This window comes from Microlunatus sp. YIM B11417, assembly GCF_059617205.1.
In genome coordinates this window covers 506,569-521,181 of the sequence record NZ_JCAMPJ010000003.1, presented here as the reverse complement: position 1 = coordinate 521,181, position 14,613 = coordinate 506,569, and the positions used below count along the sequence as shown (strand labels likewise).

14 protein-coding genes are annotated in these 14,613 nt (G+C 72.3%); 5 read left to right on the top strand and 9 right to left on the bottom strand.

Annotation, left to right across the window (positions count from 1 at the left end; all coding sequences use genetic code 11):
• Nucleotides 1–4 precede the first annotated feature (4 nt).
• On the bottom strand, nucleotides 5–613 hold the full coding sequence (ruvA, locus tag AC6CCG_RS17575; protein WP_496655889.1) for a Holliday junction branch migration protein RuvA: 609 nt from the start codon (nucleotides 611–613) through the stop codon (nucleotides 5–7).
• Nucleotides 610–1,191, bottom strand: a complete 582-nt coding sequence (ruvC, locus tag AC6CCG_RS17570) for a crossover junction endodeoxyribonuclease RuvC (RefSeq protein WP_496656284.1) — start codon at nucleotides 1,189–1,191, stop codon at nucleotides 610–612. Before ruvC ends, ruvA begins: the two co-directional genes overlap by 4 nt.
• A gap of 226 nt (nucleotides 1,192–1,417) precedes the next feature.
• Here ruvC and AC6CCG_RS17565 point away from each other — a divergent pair, with 226 nt between their 5' ends.
• Both AC6CCG_RS17565 and AC6CCG_RS17560 read left to right on the top strand, forming a co-directional pair.
• Nucleotides 1,418–3,523 (top strand): GxGYxYP domain-containing protein, encoded by a 2,106-nt coding sequence (locus tag AC6CCG_RS17565; RefSeq protein ID WP_496655888.1) that lies wholly within the window; start codon nucleotides 1,418–1,420, stop codon nucleotides 3,521–3,523.
• Between the two features lie 260 nt (nucleotides 3,524–3,783).
• Nucleotides 3,784–4,728, top strand: a complete 945-nt coding sequence (locus AC6CCG_RS17560; protein ID WP_496655887.1) for a glyoxalase superfamily protein — start codon at nucleotides 3,784–3,786, stop codon at nucleotides 4,726–4,728.
• Between the two features lie 10 nt (nucleotides 4,729–4,738).
• On the opposite strand, the gene AC6CCG_RS17555 is transcribed toward AC6CCG_RS17560, so the two are convergent.
• Nucleotides 4,739–5,257: a hypothetical protein gene (locus AC6CCG_RS17555; protein WP_496655886.1), complete on the bottom strand. Its 519-nt coding sequence runs from the start codon at nucleotides 5,255–5,257 to the stop codon at nucleotides 4,739–4,741.
• A 101-nt stretch (nucleotides 5,258–5,358) separates the two neighbouring features.
• On the opposite strand from AC6CCG_RS17555, the gene AC6CCG_RS17550 reads away from it, so the two are divergent.
• Together AC6CCG_RS17550 and AC6CCG_RS17545 are read left to right on the top strand one after the other, a co-directional pair.
• Nucleotides 5,359–6,468 carry an epoxide hydrolase family protein gene (locus AC6CCG_RS17550; RefSeq protein WP_496655885.1) on the top strand — a complete coding sequence of 370 codons (1,110 nt, stop codon included), beginning with the start codon at nucleotides 5,359–5,361 and terminating at the stop codon, nucleotides 6,466–6,468.
• A gap of 55 nt (nucleotides 6,469–6,523) precedes the next feature.
• Nucleotides 6,524–7,300 carry a hypothetical protein gene (locus AC6CCG_RS17545; RefSeq protein WP_496655884.1) on the top strand — a complete coding sequence of 259 codons (777 nt, stop codon included), beginning with the start codon at nucleotides 6,524–6,526 and terminating at the stop codon, nucleotides 7,298–7,300.
• Between the two features lies 1 nt (nucleotide 7,301).
• Here AC6CCG_RS17545 and AC6CCG_RS17540 read toward each other — a convergent pair whose 3' ends face one another.
• Nucleotides 7,302–8,483 (bottom strand): epoxide hydrolase family protein, encoded by a 1,182-nt coding sequence (locus tag AC6CCG_RS17540; RefSeq protein ID WP_496655883.1) that lies wholly within the window; start codon nucleotides 8,481–8,483, stop codon nucleotides 7,302–7,304.
• Between the two features lie 61 nt (nucleotides 8,484–8,544).
• On the opposite strand from AC6CCG_RS17540, the gene AC6CCG_RS17535 reads away from it, so the two are divergent.
• A complete protein-coding gene (locus AC6CCG_RS17535) occupies nucleotides 8,545–9,549 on the top strand; it encodes a helix-turn-helix transcriptional regulator (protein WP_496655882.1) in 1,005 nt (334 codons plus the stop codon).
• Here the strand turns inward: AC6CCG_RS17535 and AC6CCG_RS17530 are convergent.
• The 5 genes from AC6CCG_RS17530 to AC6CCG_RS17510 form a co-directional block, all read right to left on the bottom strand.
• Nucleotides 9,524–10,522, bottom strand: coding sequence for a Gfo/Idh/MocA family protein (locus AC6CCG_RS17530; protein ID WP_496655881.1), 999 nt, complete (start codon nucleotides 10,520–10,522; stop codon nucleotides 9,524–9,526). The two genes, AC6CCG_RS17535 and AC6CCG_RS17530, sit on opposite strands and share 26 nt — an antisense overlap.
• 7 nt (nucleotides 10,523–10,529) lie before the next feature.
• On the bottom strand, nucleotides 10,530–11,288 hold the full coding sequence (locus AC6CCG_RS17525) for a YebC/PmpR family DNA-binding transcriptional regulator (RefSeq protein WP_496655880.1): 759 nt from the start codon (nucleotides 11,286–11,288) through the stop codon (nucleotides 10,530–10,532).
• Between the two features lie 10 nt (nucleotides 11,289–11,298).
• Complete coding sequence (locus AC6CCG_RS17520; protein ID WP_496655879.1) at nucleotides 11,299–12,345, bottom strand: GNAT family N-acetyltransferase; 1,047 nt, start codon at nucleotides 12,343–12,345, stop codon at nucleotides 11,299–11,301.
• A gap of 79 nt (nucleotides 12,346–12,424) precedes the next feature.
• Nucleotides 12,425–13,078, bottom strand: a complete 654-nt coding sequence (locus AC6CCG_RS17515) for a hypothetical protein (RefSeq protein ID WP_496655878.1) — start codon at nucleotides 13,076–13,078, stop codon at nucleotides 12,425–12,427.
• Nucleotides 13,075–14,604 carry a lactate racemase domain-containing protein gene (locus AC6CCG_RS17510; RefSeq protein ID WP_496655877.1) on the bottom strand — a complete coding sequence of 510 codons (1,530 nt, stop codon included), beginning with the start codon at nucleotides 14,602–14,604 and terminating at the stop codon, nucleotides 13,075–13,077. The genes AC6CCG_RS17515 and AC6CCG_RS17510 overlap by 4 nt, the downstream gene beginning before the upstream one ends.
• Nucleotides 14,605–14,613 lie beyond the last annotated feature (9 nt).

Here is a 14,613-nt window from a genome sequence, read left to right as displayed (position 1 = left end):
ATCATCATTTCTTGGCGAGCGACTTCAGGGCGGCCCGCATGATCTCGGCGACGCCGAGGTCGGGGTCCTCGGCGACCAGTGATTCCACGTTGTCACAGGCCGCGTCGGCGTCGCGGGCCGACCAGCCGAGACCCTGCAGGCCCTGGCTCACCTGATCCCGCCAGGCCGGCGCACTGCTGGGCGTCGGCGCGGCGGGGCGGTCGGCCAGGCCGACGGCGTTGATCTTGTCCTTGAGCTCGATCACGATCCGCTGGGCGCCCTTGCGGCCGATGCCGGGGACGGCGGTGAGGGCGACCAGGTTCTCGGTGGCGATCGCGGACCGCAAGTCGTCCGGGCTGAGCACGGCGAGCGAGGCCTGGGCGAGCTTCGGGCCGACCCCGGAGGCGGTGAGCAGCAGTTCGAACAGCTCCCGCTCCTCGGTGGTCCCGAAGCCGTACAGGGTGAGCGAGTCCTCCCGGACCACCAGGGAGGTGGCCAGCGTCGCCGGCTGGCCGAGCCGCAGGTTCGCGGTGGTGTTCGGACCGCATTGGACCAGCATCCCGACCCCGCCGACCTCGATCACCGCCGACGTCGCGCCAAGTTGGACCACCTCGCCGGACAGCCGCGCGATCACGCCCGACCTCCCCGGCTCGCCCGGCCGGTCGCCGCCGCGAAGGCCGCCCGCTGGCGGGCCTGCTGTGCCGTCGCCGCGCCGGCCGCGTCGGCCAGCCGGGACGCACCGCCGCCGCGCCAGACGTGGCAGATCGCCAGGGCCAGGGCGTCGGCCGCGTCGGCCGGCTTCGGCATCGCGTCCAGCTTGAGGATTCGGGTCACCATCTGTCCTATCTGTTCCTTGCCGGCGCGGCCCGAGCCGGTGATCGCTGCCTTGACCTCGCTCGGCGTGTGCAGCGCGACCGGCAGGCCGTGCCGGGCCGCGACCAGCATCGCGATCCCGGCCGCCTGGGCGGTGCCCATCACGGTCTGCACGTTGTGCTGGGCGAACACCCGCTCCACCGCGACCGCCGCCGGCCGGTGCGCCGCCACCCACTCCTCGATCCCCTGCTCGATCTGCAGCAGCCGGCGAGCCGGGTCCAGGTCGGCCGGGGTCCGGACCACGCCGACGGCGACCATCGTCGGCGGCCGCCCGGGCCGCCCGTCGACCACGCCCAGCCCGCACCTGGTCAGCCCGGGGTCCACCCCGAGCACACGCAGCGACCCATCCGAACACACGTTCGGAACCCTATCTCTGGTCACACCTTTCGCACGGCGCGCCACGCCGCGACCACAGCCACGGCCCGGCACCCATTTTCACAAATTGTTTGACCAAAGAATGGGAAGCTGCCGCCGCGGCGCTGACCGGGCCCGGTTCGCGTTGGTACGTTCACCGCAACTGGCGGGGACTCGTACCCCGGGGATCACCACACAAAGGAGTGGCGCCATGGTTTCCCGACGCAGTTTTCTCAAGATCAACACCGCCCTCGCGACGGCCGGCCTGACGACCGGCTGGCTCGGCGTGACGGCCACCGGAGCCGCCGCGGCCGGGCCGGGCGTGACCTGGACCGAGGGTCGGTTGCTCCCCTCGTTCGCCCGGCCCAAGCACCTCGACGTTGCCGACATCCACACCCTGCTCGGCGAAGATCAACTTCTGCTGACGACCCTGCAGGGCGTGGTCAACCGGAACCGGCCGGAGCTCTACTTCGCCTACGACGACTCGGGTGTCGACGACAAGTGGCTCGCCGGCATCGACGTACCGAAGACCGTTCATGATCAACCGCTGGACCTGGTCGCGAAGTATGCGGGCAAGGTCAAGGGCGCGATCGTGTACGACCCCGCGGTGCGGGACACGGTCAACATCGCCACCACGCTGGCCGGCCTGAAGGGTGCCGTGGTGGCCACGGCCGAGCAGGCGGAGACGTACCAGCTCAAGATCATCGAGGACCTCCGCGGGAAGTTCGACGGGCAGTCCAAGACCGAGATCTACCAGTGGCAGCTGGACCAGCTCTGGCCGCAGTGCGAGCAGCGGTTGCTGACCGGGCTGCCGCCGACCCGGGTGGTCGACGTCGACGGCGTCACCTGGCGCGAGGTGGCCCGGGAGACCGAGCAGATCCGGGACTCCTCCAACCGGGACTTCTACACGTTCGACGTGTCCGCCGAGCTCGGCGGCGAGGCCGTCTACGTGAAGTTCGGCGACGCGTTCGGCACCGACGGCTGGGGCGCCTCGGTCGCCTCGGTGAAGGTCCTCGCCGACGGCACCGAGATCGCGAACTTCCTGCCGGACACGGCCGAGGAGGCCGAGTACCTGGTCGAGGGCGGCAATTCCTCGATCGGCGGCGACGCCAACCGGTTCGCCGACGGCGGCAACTTCTTCGTCTACCGGTTCGCGCCGCCGGCCGGCACCACCAAGCTCGAGGTGACCGTCGACCTGTGGAATCAGTACCTGGTCTCGGCGACCGACAAGGCGCCGACCCGGATCGAACCGTTCCCGCACTTCCGGGACTACGTGGTCGCGACCAGGGCGATGGTGGTCTGGCTGGACCCGAACGGCGAGCCGGGCGAACTGCTCCGGACGATCTTCGGCGCGACCGAGCCGACGACGCCGTACCTGGGCTGGTTCTCCAACGACGTCGCCGGCGAATGGGGCGGGGTCGATCTTGCGGCGACCCAGAGTGTGGAGGTGTTCGCGGCCGACTTCTTCACCAACGGCACCGTGCACAGCGGAGTCCCGGCCCGGATCTCGGCCCGGGTGCCGAGGTTCACGCCGGTCAAGCCGGCCAACAAGGCCTACGTCACGATGACCGTCGGCGAGGGCGACAACATCCAGTACTGCCAGCGGCACATGCGGATCCTCTGGGACAACCCGGACCGCGGCAAGGCGCCGACCAACTGGACGATCAGCCCGGTGCTGGCCGACACGGCTCCGGCGCTGTACCGCTACTACCAGGAGACCGCGACCGAGAACGATCTGCTGGTCTGCGGCCCGTCCGGCGCCGGCTACACGTACGGCGGGTCCTGGCCACGGGACGACTTCGACGCCTACACCGAGGTGACCGGGCGCTATCTCCGGCTGACCGGACTTGATCTTGTGTACGCCTACAACAACCGGGACGAGAACGGCTGGATCCCGATGCCGGATTGGGTGATCGAGTCGTACCGGGAGAACACGCCGTTGCGCGGGATCATGCAGTCCTGGGACGGCGGCGGGGTGATCGCCGCCGGGAAGCTGCCGGTGATCGGTCACTTCGGGGCGCCGGGTCAGGCAGTCGAGTTCAAGGCCGGGCTGGACGCCTACATCGCCGACTGGGATGGGAGTTCGCCGTTCTTCATCTCGGCCGGGATCTTCGCCTGGGGCTGGAATCCGACCGACATCGCGCAGCTGAACGACCTGCTGGCGGCCGACGACCGCTACCAGGTGCTGCTCGGCGACGCGTTCTTCGACCTGCTCCGCCGGACGCCCAACCCGGGCCCACCGCCGCCTACCCGGACCGCGGCGGCCCGGCAGCGCACCGGCGCCGCGACCCCGGAGCCGCAGATCACTCCGCGCTAGCCCGAACGCTCCCTGAGCCTGTCGAAGGGGCCCTGAGCCTGTCGAAGGGCAAGGCTCCATCCGGCCTGCCCCTTCGACAGGCTCAGGGGACGGATACGGCGTAAGATCTGGGCACGGCCGCGGCAGCCGGCCGCCTGCCCCGATCTTCGGGACGGCGAATGCCGTACGTCCGCAGAAGTTGATCATCGACGATGGCACCATCCGCGGAAGCACCGGGCAACGCAGGCACCCAGGGGTTCGCTCCGCGGAGAGGACATCTCATGATCATCCTGCCCACCCCTCGCGAGGCCAAGGACCAGGCGAAGCGGCTGCGTCGCGCCCTGGCCGCCCAGGGCGTCGAGTTCGGCCATGCCCAGGTCCTGGAGTTGATCGCGGCGGCGCACGGCGTCCGCAACTGGAACACCCTGGCGGCGCTGTCCCCCGGGGCGGCGACCGCTCCGGTGGTGCCGATCCTGCGCATGTTCGACTGGGCCGCGACCCGGCCGTTCTACGCCGACTTCCTCGGCTGGGCACCGGACGGAGCCCACGACGACCATGATCATCTTCCGGTGTACGTCCGGCTGACCGGGCCGGGCGGCATCCGGGTGGATCTGTCCGAGCACCACGGCGACGGCACCCCGGGCAGCGCGATCCTGATCATGGTGCCGGATGCCGCGGCGCTGCACGCCGAGCTGGCCGGCCGGGACTACGGCTACGCGAGGCCCGGCCTGGAGGACACCCCGCGCGGCCGTACCGTCACCGTGCACGACCCGGCCGGCAACCGGATCACGTTCCTGCAGCAGCAGTCCGGCCCGGCGGACCGGGTGCCCGACGAGCTGCCGCCGATCGTCCACGAGCTCCGGATCGAGCTGGACCCGGGGGCCGCGTTCGACCGGTTCACGTCGTTCTCCTGGTGGCGCAACTACGGGATCAAGGAGGGTGGCCGCGCCGTGATCGAGGACGGCGAGGTGATCTTCGAGAACCCCGACGGCACGTTCTCGATCGGCACGATCACGGACTGGCAGCCGGGCCGCCGCTACGCGCAGACCTTCACCCTGGCCCAGGATCCGGACTTCCCGTCCAGCCTTGCGGTCAGCTTCACGGCGGACGGCGACGGCACCCTGGTCCGGTTCGAGCACGGCGGCTGGAACGCGACCAATGCCGGCCGGCGCGGCCACTTCGCGGAATGGCCGATCATCCTGGCCGGCTACACCGACCTGTCCTGATCGCCGGCCGTCAGACCGGTCCGGAGTAGGCACTGCAGGTGACGATCATGCAGCCGCCGCGGAGCACGAGCATGATCACCAAGGCACCGGCCAGCAGCAGGGCGAGCGAGAGCAGGACGTCCCGGACCACCTGCCGGCCGGGACGGCGGAATCGCCAGGCGGCCCAGGTCGCGATGCCGCCGAGGATCAGGGCCGCGACCGGCAGATGGACGAGGATCGGCACCGGCACGAGCATGATGGCGAGGAACAGGCCGAGCGCCACCACGAGCGACAACGCCGCTGTCGTCGCGACCACGGCCAGGACGCGGCTGCGCACGCCGGCGCCGAGGACGTTGCGGACCCAGCTCGCGGCGAGGCCGGCCGGCAGGGCGCCCGCCAGCACGGCGACCGGCACGATCAGCTGCGGCGGAACGGCCAAGGCCAGGGTCATCAGGGGCAGGATCGCGCTGAAGGCGAGCAGGGACGCCAGCACCCAGCTCATCGGCCCGGTGGCGGGACTGGTGGAGTCGGCTTCGCTGGCGGTCGTCATGATCGGATCCTCGGCGGGAATTCGAGGGTAACCCGATGTCGACGGCGGCGCACCGGCTCCGACCTCCGGGGTGAAGGACCGAACCGAGACAAGGAGCCCCCATGACCGACCAGATCCAGCCGGCGCCGATCCACGTACCCGACGCCGACCTCGCCGACCTCAGGGACCGGCTGGCCCGGACCCGCTGGGCGCCCGAACCCGCCGGCGGCGACGTCGACTACGGCACCTCGAGCGCCCGGGTCCGGGAGCTGGTGACGTACTGGCAGGACCGCTACGACTGGCGGTCCTGGGAGGCCAGGCTGAACGCGTACCCGCACTACGAGACCGAGATCGACGGCACCCGGATCCACTTCGGCTGGATCAGGTCACCGCAGCCGAACGCGATCCCGCTGATCCTGTGCCACGGCTGGCCGGGCTCCGTCTTCGAGTACATCAACGTCCTCGGCCCGCTCAGCGACCCGGCCGCCCACGGCCTGGACCCGAGCGTGGCGTTCGACCTCGTGCTGCCGTCGCTGCCCGGCTTCGGCTTCTCCGGTCCGACCCCGGACACCGGCTGGGGCGTCGGCCGGATCGCGGCCGCCTTCGTCGAGCTGATGCGGCGCCTCGGCTACGACCGGTACGGCACGGTCGGCAACGACTGGGGCTGTGGCATCGCGCCGGAGATGGGGCGACTGGCGCCCGCCGCGGTGATCGGGGCGCACGTCACCGAGGCCTGGTTCGACGCCCCCGACGACCCGGAGTTGATCGCCGGCCTGTCGCCGCGGGACCGGGCCGCGATGGAGGCCTGGCAGCAGTTCTCCACGACCGCCGCGTACGGGATGGTGCACAGCGAGCAGCCGCAGAGCCTCGCCCACGCGATCACCGACTCGCCGGCCGGGCTGGTCGGCTGGAACGTCCAGTGCATGGGCCATCAGGAGATCGAGGCGATCCTCACCCATGCCTCGGTGCACTGGCTGACCAACACCGCCGGCTCGGCGATCCGGATCTACGCCGAGGCCGACCGGGAGCAGCTGCCGGACGCGGCCGACGTGCCGCTCGGCGTGATCCAGTTCCCGCAGGACCTGCCCTCGGTCCGGGCCTTCGTCGAGCGACACCACAACCTGGTGTCCTGGACCGAGGCGGACCGGGGCAGCCACTACGGCGCCTACGACGCGCCGGACCTGTTGATCGACGACGTACGCCAGTTCTTCGCCGGCCTCGAGCGCCGCTGAGCTGCCGGACCACCGAGCTCCGCGGTGTACCGTCGGCCCGGATCGGAGGTGGCCCGTGCGAGATCCGTGGGAGGGCGTGGACGACCGTGGCTGCATCGTGACCGGCGCCGCCCGCGGCCGGGTGCCCGGCGCCTTCGAACCGGTCCTCGAGGCGGCGTCGGCCGCGGTCGCCGGGGCCGACCGGTCCGTCGAGGTGCAGCTGTACGGTTCGGTCGCGACCGGGCAGGCGGTGGTCGGCCGGTCCGACGTCGACCTGCTGGCGGTCGGGCTCCCGGCGACGGCGGCCGCCGACCTCGGCCGCGAGCTCTCGGCCCGGTTCGCCGGGCTCTGCCGTTCGGTGGACGTGGGGGTCGTCGGGTGGCAGGAGTACGACGGCGAGGGCGACGTTCCGTACGGCAATCGGGTGTTCCGGCGCCACTACTGCGTCCCGCTGAACCCGACGGAGCGCCCGGTCGAGCCGCCCTACCCCGCCGACCGGCGGGCCGCCCGGGCCTTCAACGGCGACCTCGGTCTCCACGCGGCCGGCTGGCGGGACGGCGTGGACGCCGACCCGGCCGCGCTGGCCAGGCGGGTCGGCCGGAAGACGCTGCTCGCGGTCGCCGGCCTGGTCAGCGTGCAGGACCGGACCTGGACCACCGACCGCCGTACGGCAGCACTCCGCGGGGGCGAACTCGAACCGGCCTGGGCCGGGCCGCTGACCACGCTGTTCCAGTGGGGCGAGTCGATCGTCGTCCCCGATCCGGCCGGCCTGCGCGAGGCCCTGGCGCCGGACGGGATCGTCGCGGCGGTCGAGGCGGCGTTCGCCGACCGGATCGGGCTCTGGCGAACCTGACTCAGTGCTCCCGGAAGAATGCCCGGAGGTCCTCGACGAGCAGGTCGGGCACCTCCATCGCCGGGAAGTGGCCGCCGCGGTCGTACTCGGTCCAGCGGGCGTGGGCGCCGGCCGGGTCGACCTCCCGGCGGACCGTCAGATCACCGGCGAACACGGCGACCGCGGACGGCGGCGCCGGCGGCGGCTCCCAGCCGCCCTGCTCCCCCGCGTCCGAGGCGGACCGGGCGAACTCCCGGTACGCCTGCATGCCGTCGTACAGGGCGTGCGCGGACGAGACGCCGACCTGGTTGAACCAGGAGATGCTCACGTTGGTCAGCAGCTGGTCGAGATCGACGGCGTCCTCCGGCAGTTCCTTGGCCGGGTCCGTCCACTCCGCGAACTTCTCCACGATCCAGCCCAACTGGGCCACCGGTGAGTCGGTGAGGCCGTACCCGATGGTCTGCGGCCGGGTCGCCTGGACGTGCAGATAGCCGGCGCCGTCCTGCTGGAACGCGTTGAACCGCTCGGCGCGATCGCGGTCCGCGCCGGACAGGCCGTCGAGCGACAACGCCGGCCCGAACGGGTACGGGCTCGGCCCGTTGACATGCGTGGCGATGACGCGGCCCGGCGCGACCATCGGCAGCAGACCGACGACGCCGGAGCCGACGTCGGTGCCCTGGGCGAGGAACCGGTCGTAGCCCAGCCGGGTCATGATCTCGGCGAACGCCGCGGCGACCCCGAACAGATTGCCCCGGCCGGGCCCGGCGAGCGGCGAGAACCCGAAGCCGGGCAGCGACGGCAGCACCAGGTGCACCGCGTCCTCGGCCCGGCCGCCGTGCGCCACCGGATCGGTCAGCGGACCGACCAGCCGGGTGAACTCGACGAACGAACTCGGCCAGCCGTGCACCATCAGCAGCGGCCGGGCGGTCGGCTCGGCCGAACGGACGTGGGCGAAGTGGTACTCCTGGCCGTCGACCTCGGTCAGGTACTGCGGCAGCCGGTTCAGGTCCGCCTCCGCGGCGCGCCAGTCGTAGCCGTGCTGCCAGTACTCCGCGATCCGCCGCAGGTAGCCGGTCGGCACGCCGCGCGACCAGCCGACGCCGGGCAGCTCGGCCGGCCAGCGGGTGTTGGCGAGACGGGCCTGCAGGTCGTCCAGGTCGGACTGCGGGTCGATCCGGAAGGGGCGGAGTTCGCTGTTCGTCATGGGACGACCGTACGAGCAATTGCGGCACGTTTCGTGCCTCGTTAGCGAGAGAATAGGCTTCATGTTGACGACCTCGACCCGCCTGCTACGCCTGTTGTCACTGCTCCAGACGCGCCAGCACTGGGCGGGCGCCGACCTGGCCGCCGAGCTCGGCGTTGCCCGGCGCACGCTGCGCAACGACGTCGACCGGCTCCGCGAGCTCGGCTACCCGGTGCAGGCGACGCCGGGCGTCGGCGGCGGCTACGGCCTGGCCCCGGGCGCGACGCTGCCGCCGCTGCTGCTCGACGACGAGGAGGCGGTCGCGGTCGCGGTGGGACTGCGGACCGCGGCCGGCGGCGCGGTGACCGGGCTCGAGGAGACGTCGGTCCGGGCGCTGGCCAAGCTGGAGTTGACCCTGCCGTCACGGTTGCGCCGCCGGATCAACGCCATGCAGACCTATACCGTCGCGGTCGCGGACGACAGCCCGCTCGGCCCGCCGGCCGTCGACCCGTCGATCCTGACCACGCTGGTCGCGGCCTGTCGTGATCATGAACGGCTCCGGCTGGACCACGCCTCGAACTCCGGGACGACCACCCGGCGCACCGTCGAGCCGTACCGGCTGGTCAACCACGGCGGCCGCTGGTATCTCGTCGGGTACGACCTCGAGGCCGACGCATGGCAGACCTTCCCGGTCGAGCGGCTGACGCCCCGGATCCCGACCGGCCCGCGGTTCGAGCCACGTCCGCCGCCCCCGGAGGGCCTGGTCGAGCACGTCGCCCGCGGCGCCGCCACGTCGACCTGGGAGTACCGCGCCCGGGTCCGCATCCACGCGCCGCTCGCGGTGGTCGCGGCCCGGCTCCCCCGGACCGCCGGCGAACTCACCGCGGTCGACGACGAGTCCTGCGACCTCGACTCGGGCGCGGACGACCCGGCCACGATGCTGCGCTACCTGAGCATGCTCGATCTCGACTTCTCGGTGCCCGACGCCCCCGAACTCGCCGCCGAGGTCCGGAAACTGGCCGAGCGCTACGCCCGGGCCGTCGCACCGGACGACCGAGCTGTCAGCGCGCCGCGGCCCGAACGCTGAGGTCGGTGGCGATCCTGGTGGCGGCCAGGCCGTCGCGGCCGGTCGGCAGCAGCTCGGTGGGGCCGGCGGTCAGGGCGCCGGCGAACGCGGCGTACATGCCGTCGAAGGACTTCTCCGGCGACCAGGGCAGGTCGCGGATGCCGGACCGGCCGATCGCAACGAACTCGCGTTCCTCGCGCCGGTAGCGCAGCACGCCCTCGCTGCCGATCACCTCGTAGCTGAAGGTCGGCCGGGTGGCCGGGGCCGTGTGCCCGTACGCGATGCTGATCTCGATCATGACCTGGCAGCCGGCGACGTCGAGGTGGGCGACCAGGTGATCCGGCGTCTCTCGGCCCTCCACGCGGATCCCGATCACCGAGGTGGGCACCGGTTCGCCGCCGAGCCACCAGCGGGCCAGGTCGATCTGGTGCACGCCACAGTCGATCATCGGACCGCCCTCGGCGATCCGGCCCTCGCGGCGTTCGTTGACGCCGCTGAAGTGCTCCCGGTCGGCGAACGCGCCGTGCAGGTCCCAGAGATAGATCAGCCGCAACGCCCGCGGCTCGCCGACGGCGCCCTCGCGGAGCAGCCGCCGGATCTCCAGAGCGGCCGGCGCGAACCGGTACGTGAAGCCGACGTAGAGCGGCTGCCCGGCCCGCTCCATCGCCTCGATGGCCCGCAGCGAACCCGCCTCGTCCAGCGTGAGCGGCTTCTCGCAGAGCACCGGCAATCGGTGCTCGGCCGCCCAGGCCAGGTGCTCCTCGTGCAGCGGCGCGGGCGAGGTGATCACCAGCGCGTCCAGGTCGACGCCGGCCAGTTCGTCCAGCGACGCGCACGCGCGGGCGCCGGTCGCGTCGGAGACCTCGGCCAAGCGGTCGGGATCGACCTCGCAGACGGCCGCGAGTTCCAGGCCGTGCGTCCGCAGGATGGCGGGCAGATGGCCGTACTGGGCGACGGCACCACAGCCGACGACTCCGACCTTCACCGAGCCCATCGCGAGCTCAGGCGTCGACGAGCGCCTCGTCGGGCGCGTCGAAGTTCGCGTAGACGTTCTGCACGTCGTCGGAGTCCTCGAGGGCTTCGATGATCTTGAACACCTTCTCCGCGGTCGGCACGTCGATCTCCTGGGTGAACGACGGCACGAACGACACCTCGGCCGACTCGTAGTCGAGGCCGGCCTCCTGGACCGCGGTCCGGACCTGGACCAGGTCGTTCGGGTCGGTGATGATCTCGAAGTTCTCGCCGAGGTCGTTGACCTCCTCCGGCCCGGCCTCGAGGGTCGCCTCCAGCAGGTCGTCCTCGGTGAGCGACTTGCCCTCCTGCTCCTTGCCGACGATGACGACGCCCTTGCGGTTGAACATCCGGGCGGTCGAGCCGACGTCGGCCATGGTGCCGCCGTTGCGGGTGACCGCGACCCGGACGTCGGAGGCGGACCGGTTCCGGTTGTCGGTCAGGCACTCGATCAGCAGCGCCACGCCGGCCGGCCCGTACGCCTCGTACATCAGCGTCTCGTAGTCCGCCCCGCCGCCCTCGGCGCCCGAGCCGCGCTTGACGGCGCGGTCGATGTTGTCGTTCGGTACCGACGACTTCTTGGCCTTCTGGATCGCGTCGTACAGGGTCGGGTTGCCGGCCGGGTCTCCGCCGCCGACCCGGGCCGCCACCTCGATGTTCTTGATCAGCTTGGCGAACAGCTTGCCCCGCCGTGCATCGATCACGGCCTTCTTGTGCTTGGTGGTTGCCCACTTGGAATGACCCGACATGCCGTCGATCCTAGTGCGAATCGTCCGCGGCCTGCTCAGGGCCGCGCTGCTCCAGCTTCGCGTACATGACGATCGTGCTGGAGGCGGTGTAGCCGAGCTCCGGGTAGAGGTTGATGCCGGCGGTCGGGCTGTCCGAGTCGACGCCGATCCCGGCGCCGTCCAGCCCGGCCTCGGCGAACGACGTCATCGAGGCGGTCAGCAGCGCTCGGGCGATGCCGCGGCCGCGGTAGGCGTGCCGCACCCCGAGCCGTTCGGTCCAACCCTCCGAGAAGCCCTGCGCCTCCCAGTCCTGCTCGTAGGCGGAGTTGATGGCGTAGCCGGCCACCTCGCTGGTCGCCGCGTCGAGCGCCACCCAGGACCAGCTCGGCCGGGCCACCGAACGGCTCAGCTGGTCCTCCCACGGGCCGCGGGCCACCGGCTGCGAGCCCCAGTGGTCCGCGAAGGCGTCGTTGTGCGCGAGCCGGACCGCCTCGGACAGCTTCTTGCTGTACGGGACCAGTCGGATCCCGTCCGGGGCCGGGCCGGGCGGCGGCGGCACCGGGCGGCCGTCGGCACCCTTGTCGAAGGTGAGGCCCATGTCGGCGAACCAGCGCACCGGTTCCAGCCCGGCGGCCCGGTAGAGGCGCTGGTGCACCTCGAGCTTCTCGTCGACGTACGCGGTGAGCTGCAGTGGTCCCATCGGCGGCGCGTAGCTCTCGTCGTACCACGCGCGGGCCCGGTCCAGCTGCCAGGCGAGCAACTGCCGGCCGATCGCCTGCCTCCGCCAGCCCGGGTGGACGCCGCCGGTCAGGTAGACCCGGCGCGGGTCGACGTCGGTGGCCACCGGGTGATTCCAGGCGTACGCGACCGCCATGCCGCCGCCGTCGCGGCCCAGCAGGGTGTCGGCGCTCGGGCTGGTCTCGGCGCCGACGAAGGCGTCCGCCAGGGCGTCCATGCTGTGCCGCTCACTCGGTTCGTCGAGGTGCTCGATCGCGGTCAGCAGGGCGCCCAGGTCGTCCAGGTCGGCCGGGGTGATGGGTTGCCAGATCAGGCCGTCGCTGGCCGGCTGGTCTACCACTGTGCTCCTTACCTGCTCGGGGTTGGCGGCACGCGGGAAGCTCCACTCTGCGGCGAGTGGCCGTGCCGGAGGTCTCTGCTCAGCGCTGCCAGATCCGTCCGCGCCGGTTCGGTCCGCCGAGGACCGGCGGTTCGGTCTGCTGCCAGGTCCGTCGCCAGCCGCGGACGGCCGGGGCCTCGGCAGCGGCCGGCAGCCCGTTCGCCTGCCGTTGCCGTACGGTCCACCAGGTGGCGGCGTCCTCGGCGACCAGGGCCTCGACCGCCGCGACGGCGCGGGCGGCCAGGGCGAGCGGCGCTTCGCCGACGCGTGTTTCCAGCGGCGTGCCGTACCGGACGACGACGCGGGGCCGGCCCGGCACCGGCCGGATCCGGCCCGGCTCGATGGCCGCGACGCTGCCGCGGACCCCGACCGGGATGATCGGCACCCGGAACCGCACCGCGATCGCGGCGATCGCCTGATCGGCGGTGCCGACGACGTTCCAGCCGCGGTCCAGCAGGCCGGGCGCCTGACCGGCGTCGGCGACCGGAATCGTACGGCCGCGCAGCGGGCGGGGCAGGCCGGCCACGGCGAGCTGGCGATCGGCCCGGGACCCGTCGCCGACCAGGAACACCAGCGGCCCGGTCCGGGCGCGCAGTTCCGCGGACCCGTACGTCTCGAGCGAGAGACCGGCCCGGAGTGCCGGCCGGAGCAGCGTCTGGTACGCGACCTCGACGGCCGCGGCGACGCTGCTCATGTCACCTCCGCCAGCAGGCGCGGCGGACTGTGCAGATAGCTGATCGTCGGGTCGGAGCCGACCGAGGCCGCGGTCATCTCCAACGCGTCGGTCAGGCTGGACGCGGCCCGGAAGCCCATCCGCGCCACCGTGTTCCGGTTGCCGCCGACCCAGACCACGTCGGACAGCCGGGCGGTCGCCGCGGTCACCTCGGCCCAGGTCAGGAACGGGTGCACGCCGTGGAACGCGTGGCTGGTCCGGTACAGATGCCGGTACCACTCGTCGGTGGCGAACCGGCCGAACGCCTCCGCGGTCACGCCGGACGGCAGCACCTCGTCGAAGAAATCGACGTAGGACGGGTGGTGCAGCGGCGAGAACTCGCTCCGCGCCGGGTGGTAGAGGATCACCGCGCCGCCGTCGCGGACCACGGGCTTGCCGGTCGCCGCGCCGAGGGTGCCGACCAGCCCGGACCACGCGGCCAGGATCGGGTTGGTCACCGAGCCGAGGCTGCCCGGCCCGGCCTGCGGTACGCCGATCACGGCGACATCGGCCTGGCCCTCGACCTCGACCCGCTGCTGAGCCCGTACGGTCTCGGCGGCCGCGTCGGCGACCAGCGCGGGATCGCCGGCGGCCACGCTGACCACGCCGTATCCGCCGGGCAGGCTGCCGGCCAGGCTGCGGCGGAGCTTGGCCGGGATCAACGAGAGTCCCTGCCGCAGTCCGTACGCACGGGCCTGGTCGCGCAGGCTCCACTCCCATTCGCGCTTGCCCAGGAACTCCACCGGCGCACCGAAGGTGCGGTTGTCCAGCACCGCGTCGACGGCGAACGCGGTCACCGAACCGCCCACCAGCCGGGCCACCGACTCGCCGTCGGGGCCGGTCAGGCCGGTGATCGTCGCGGTCGAGCCGAGACTGGCGGCCAGCCAGTGGCCCAGGCTGCCCTCCGGAATGTCGAAGGCCGGCGCCGGTTGCCCGGCCACCCGGACCACGACGACCAGGTCGGACTCGACGACCCTCCGGTCGATCCGTACGGTCAGCGTGTCGGACACCGAGCCGATCGCGGTCAGCCGGTTGTCGTCCTCGGCGTCGTGGTTGCGCAGCAGCCCGTCGCCGACGAAGGAGCGGAACACCCGCTCGCCGACCAGGCGGCGCAGCTCGGCGCCGGTCAGCCGGCGGCGCAGCCCGGTCCCGACGATCACCTCGACGTCGTCGACGCCGGCGTCGGCCGCCCGGCTGAGCACCTCCTCGACGATCACACCGCGGACGTCGGGATCCGGCATCGACGGCACCGGGACGCTGAGGTCCTCGACGACGACGGTGAGCCGGCTGTCCGGCCGGAGCCGGGCGGCCAGCGGGTCGCCGCCGAGCGGCTGGTCCAGCGCGCGGCCGACCTCACCGCGGACGTCGGCCAGCGCGGGCAGCGGATCGGGCGGATAGACCACCTTGGCGCCGAGGGGGAACAACTGACGCACCACAGTGTCGCCGGAGTGGACGACGAGCGGCGGCGTGCGTTCCTCGACCTCGAGCACGAAGCCGGGACGGGCCATCTCTAACGT

Excerpts from the sequence above, each read along its gene's own strand:
- AC6CCG_RS17550 (WP_496655885.1), top strand. The coding sequence starts at position 5,359 with ATGACCGACCAGATCCAGCCGGCGCCGATCCACGTACCCGACGCCGAC.
- AC6CCG_RS17540 (WP_496655883.1), bottom strand. The coding sequence starts at position 8,483 with ATGACGAACAGCGAACTCCGCCCCTTCCGGATCGACCCGCAGTCCGAC.
- AC6CCG_RS17560 (WP_496655887.1), top strand. The coding sequence starts at position 3,784 with ATGATCATCCTGCCCACCCCTCGCGAGGCCAAGGACCAGGCGAAGCGG.
- AC6CCG_RS17565 (WP_496655888.1), top strand. The coding sequence starts at position 1,418 with ATGGTTTCCCGACGCAGTTTTCTCAAGATCAACACCGCCCTCGCGACG.
- AC6CCG_RS17510 (WP_496655877.1), bottom strand. The coding sequence starts at position 14,604 with ATGGCCCGTCCCGGCTTCGTGCTCGAGGTCGAGGAACGCACGCCGCCG.
- AC6CCG_RS17515 (WP_496655878.1), bottom strand. The coding sequence starts at position 13,078 with ATGAGCAGCGTCGCCGCGGCCGTCGAGGTCGCGTACCAGACGCTGCTC.
- AC6CCG_RS17530 (WP_496655881.1), bottom strand. The coding sequence starts at position 10,522 with ATGGGCTCGGTGAAGGTCGGAGTCGTCGGCTGTGGTGCCGTCGCCCAG.
- AC6CCG_RS17555 (WP_496655886.1), bottom strand. The coding sequence starts at position 5,257 with ATGACGACCGCCAGCGAAGCCGACTCCACCAGTCCCGCCACCGGGCCG.
- AC6CCG_RS17535 (WP_496655882.1), top strand. The coding sequence starts at position 8,545 with ATGTTGACGACCTCGACCCGCCTGCTACGCCTGTTGTCACTGCTCCAG.
- AC6CCG_RS17525 (WP_496655880.1), bottom strand. The coding sequence starts at position 11,288 with ATGTCGGGTCATTCCAAGTGGGCAACCACCAAGCACAAGAAGGCCGTG.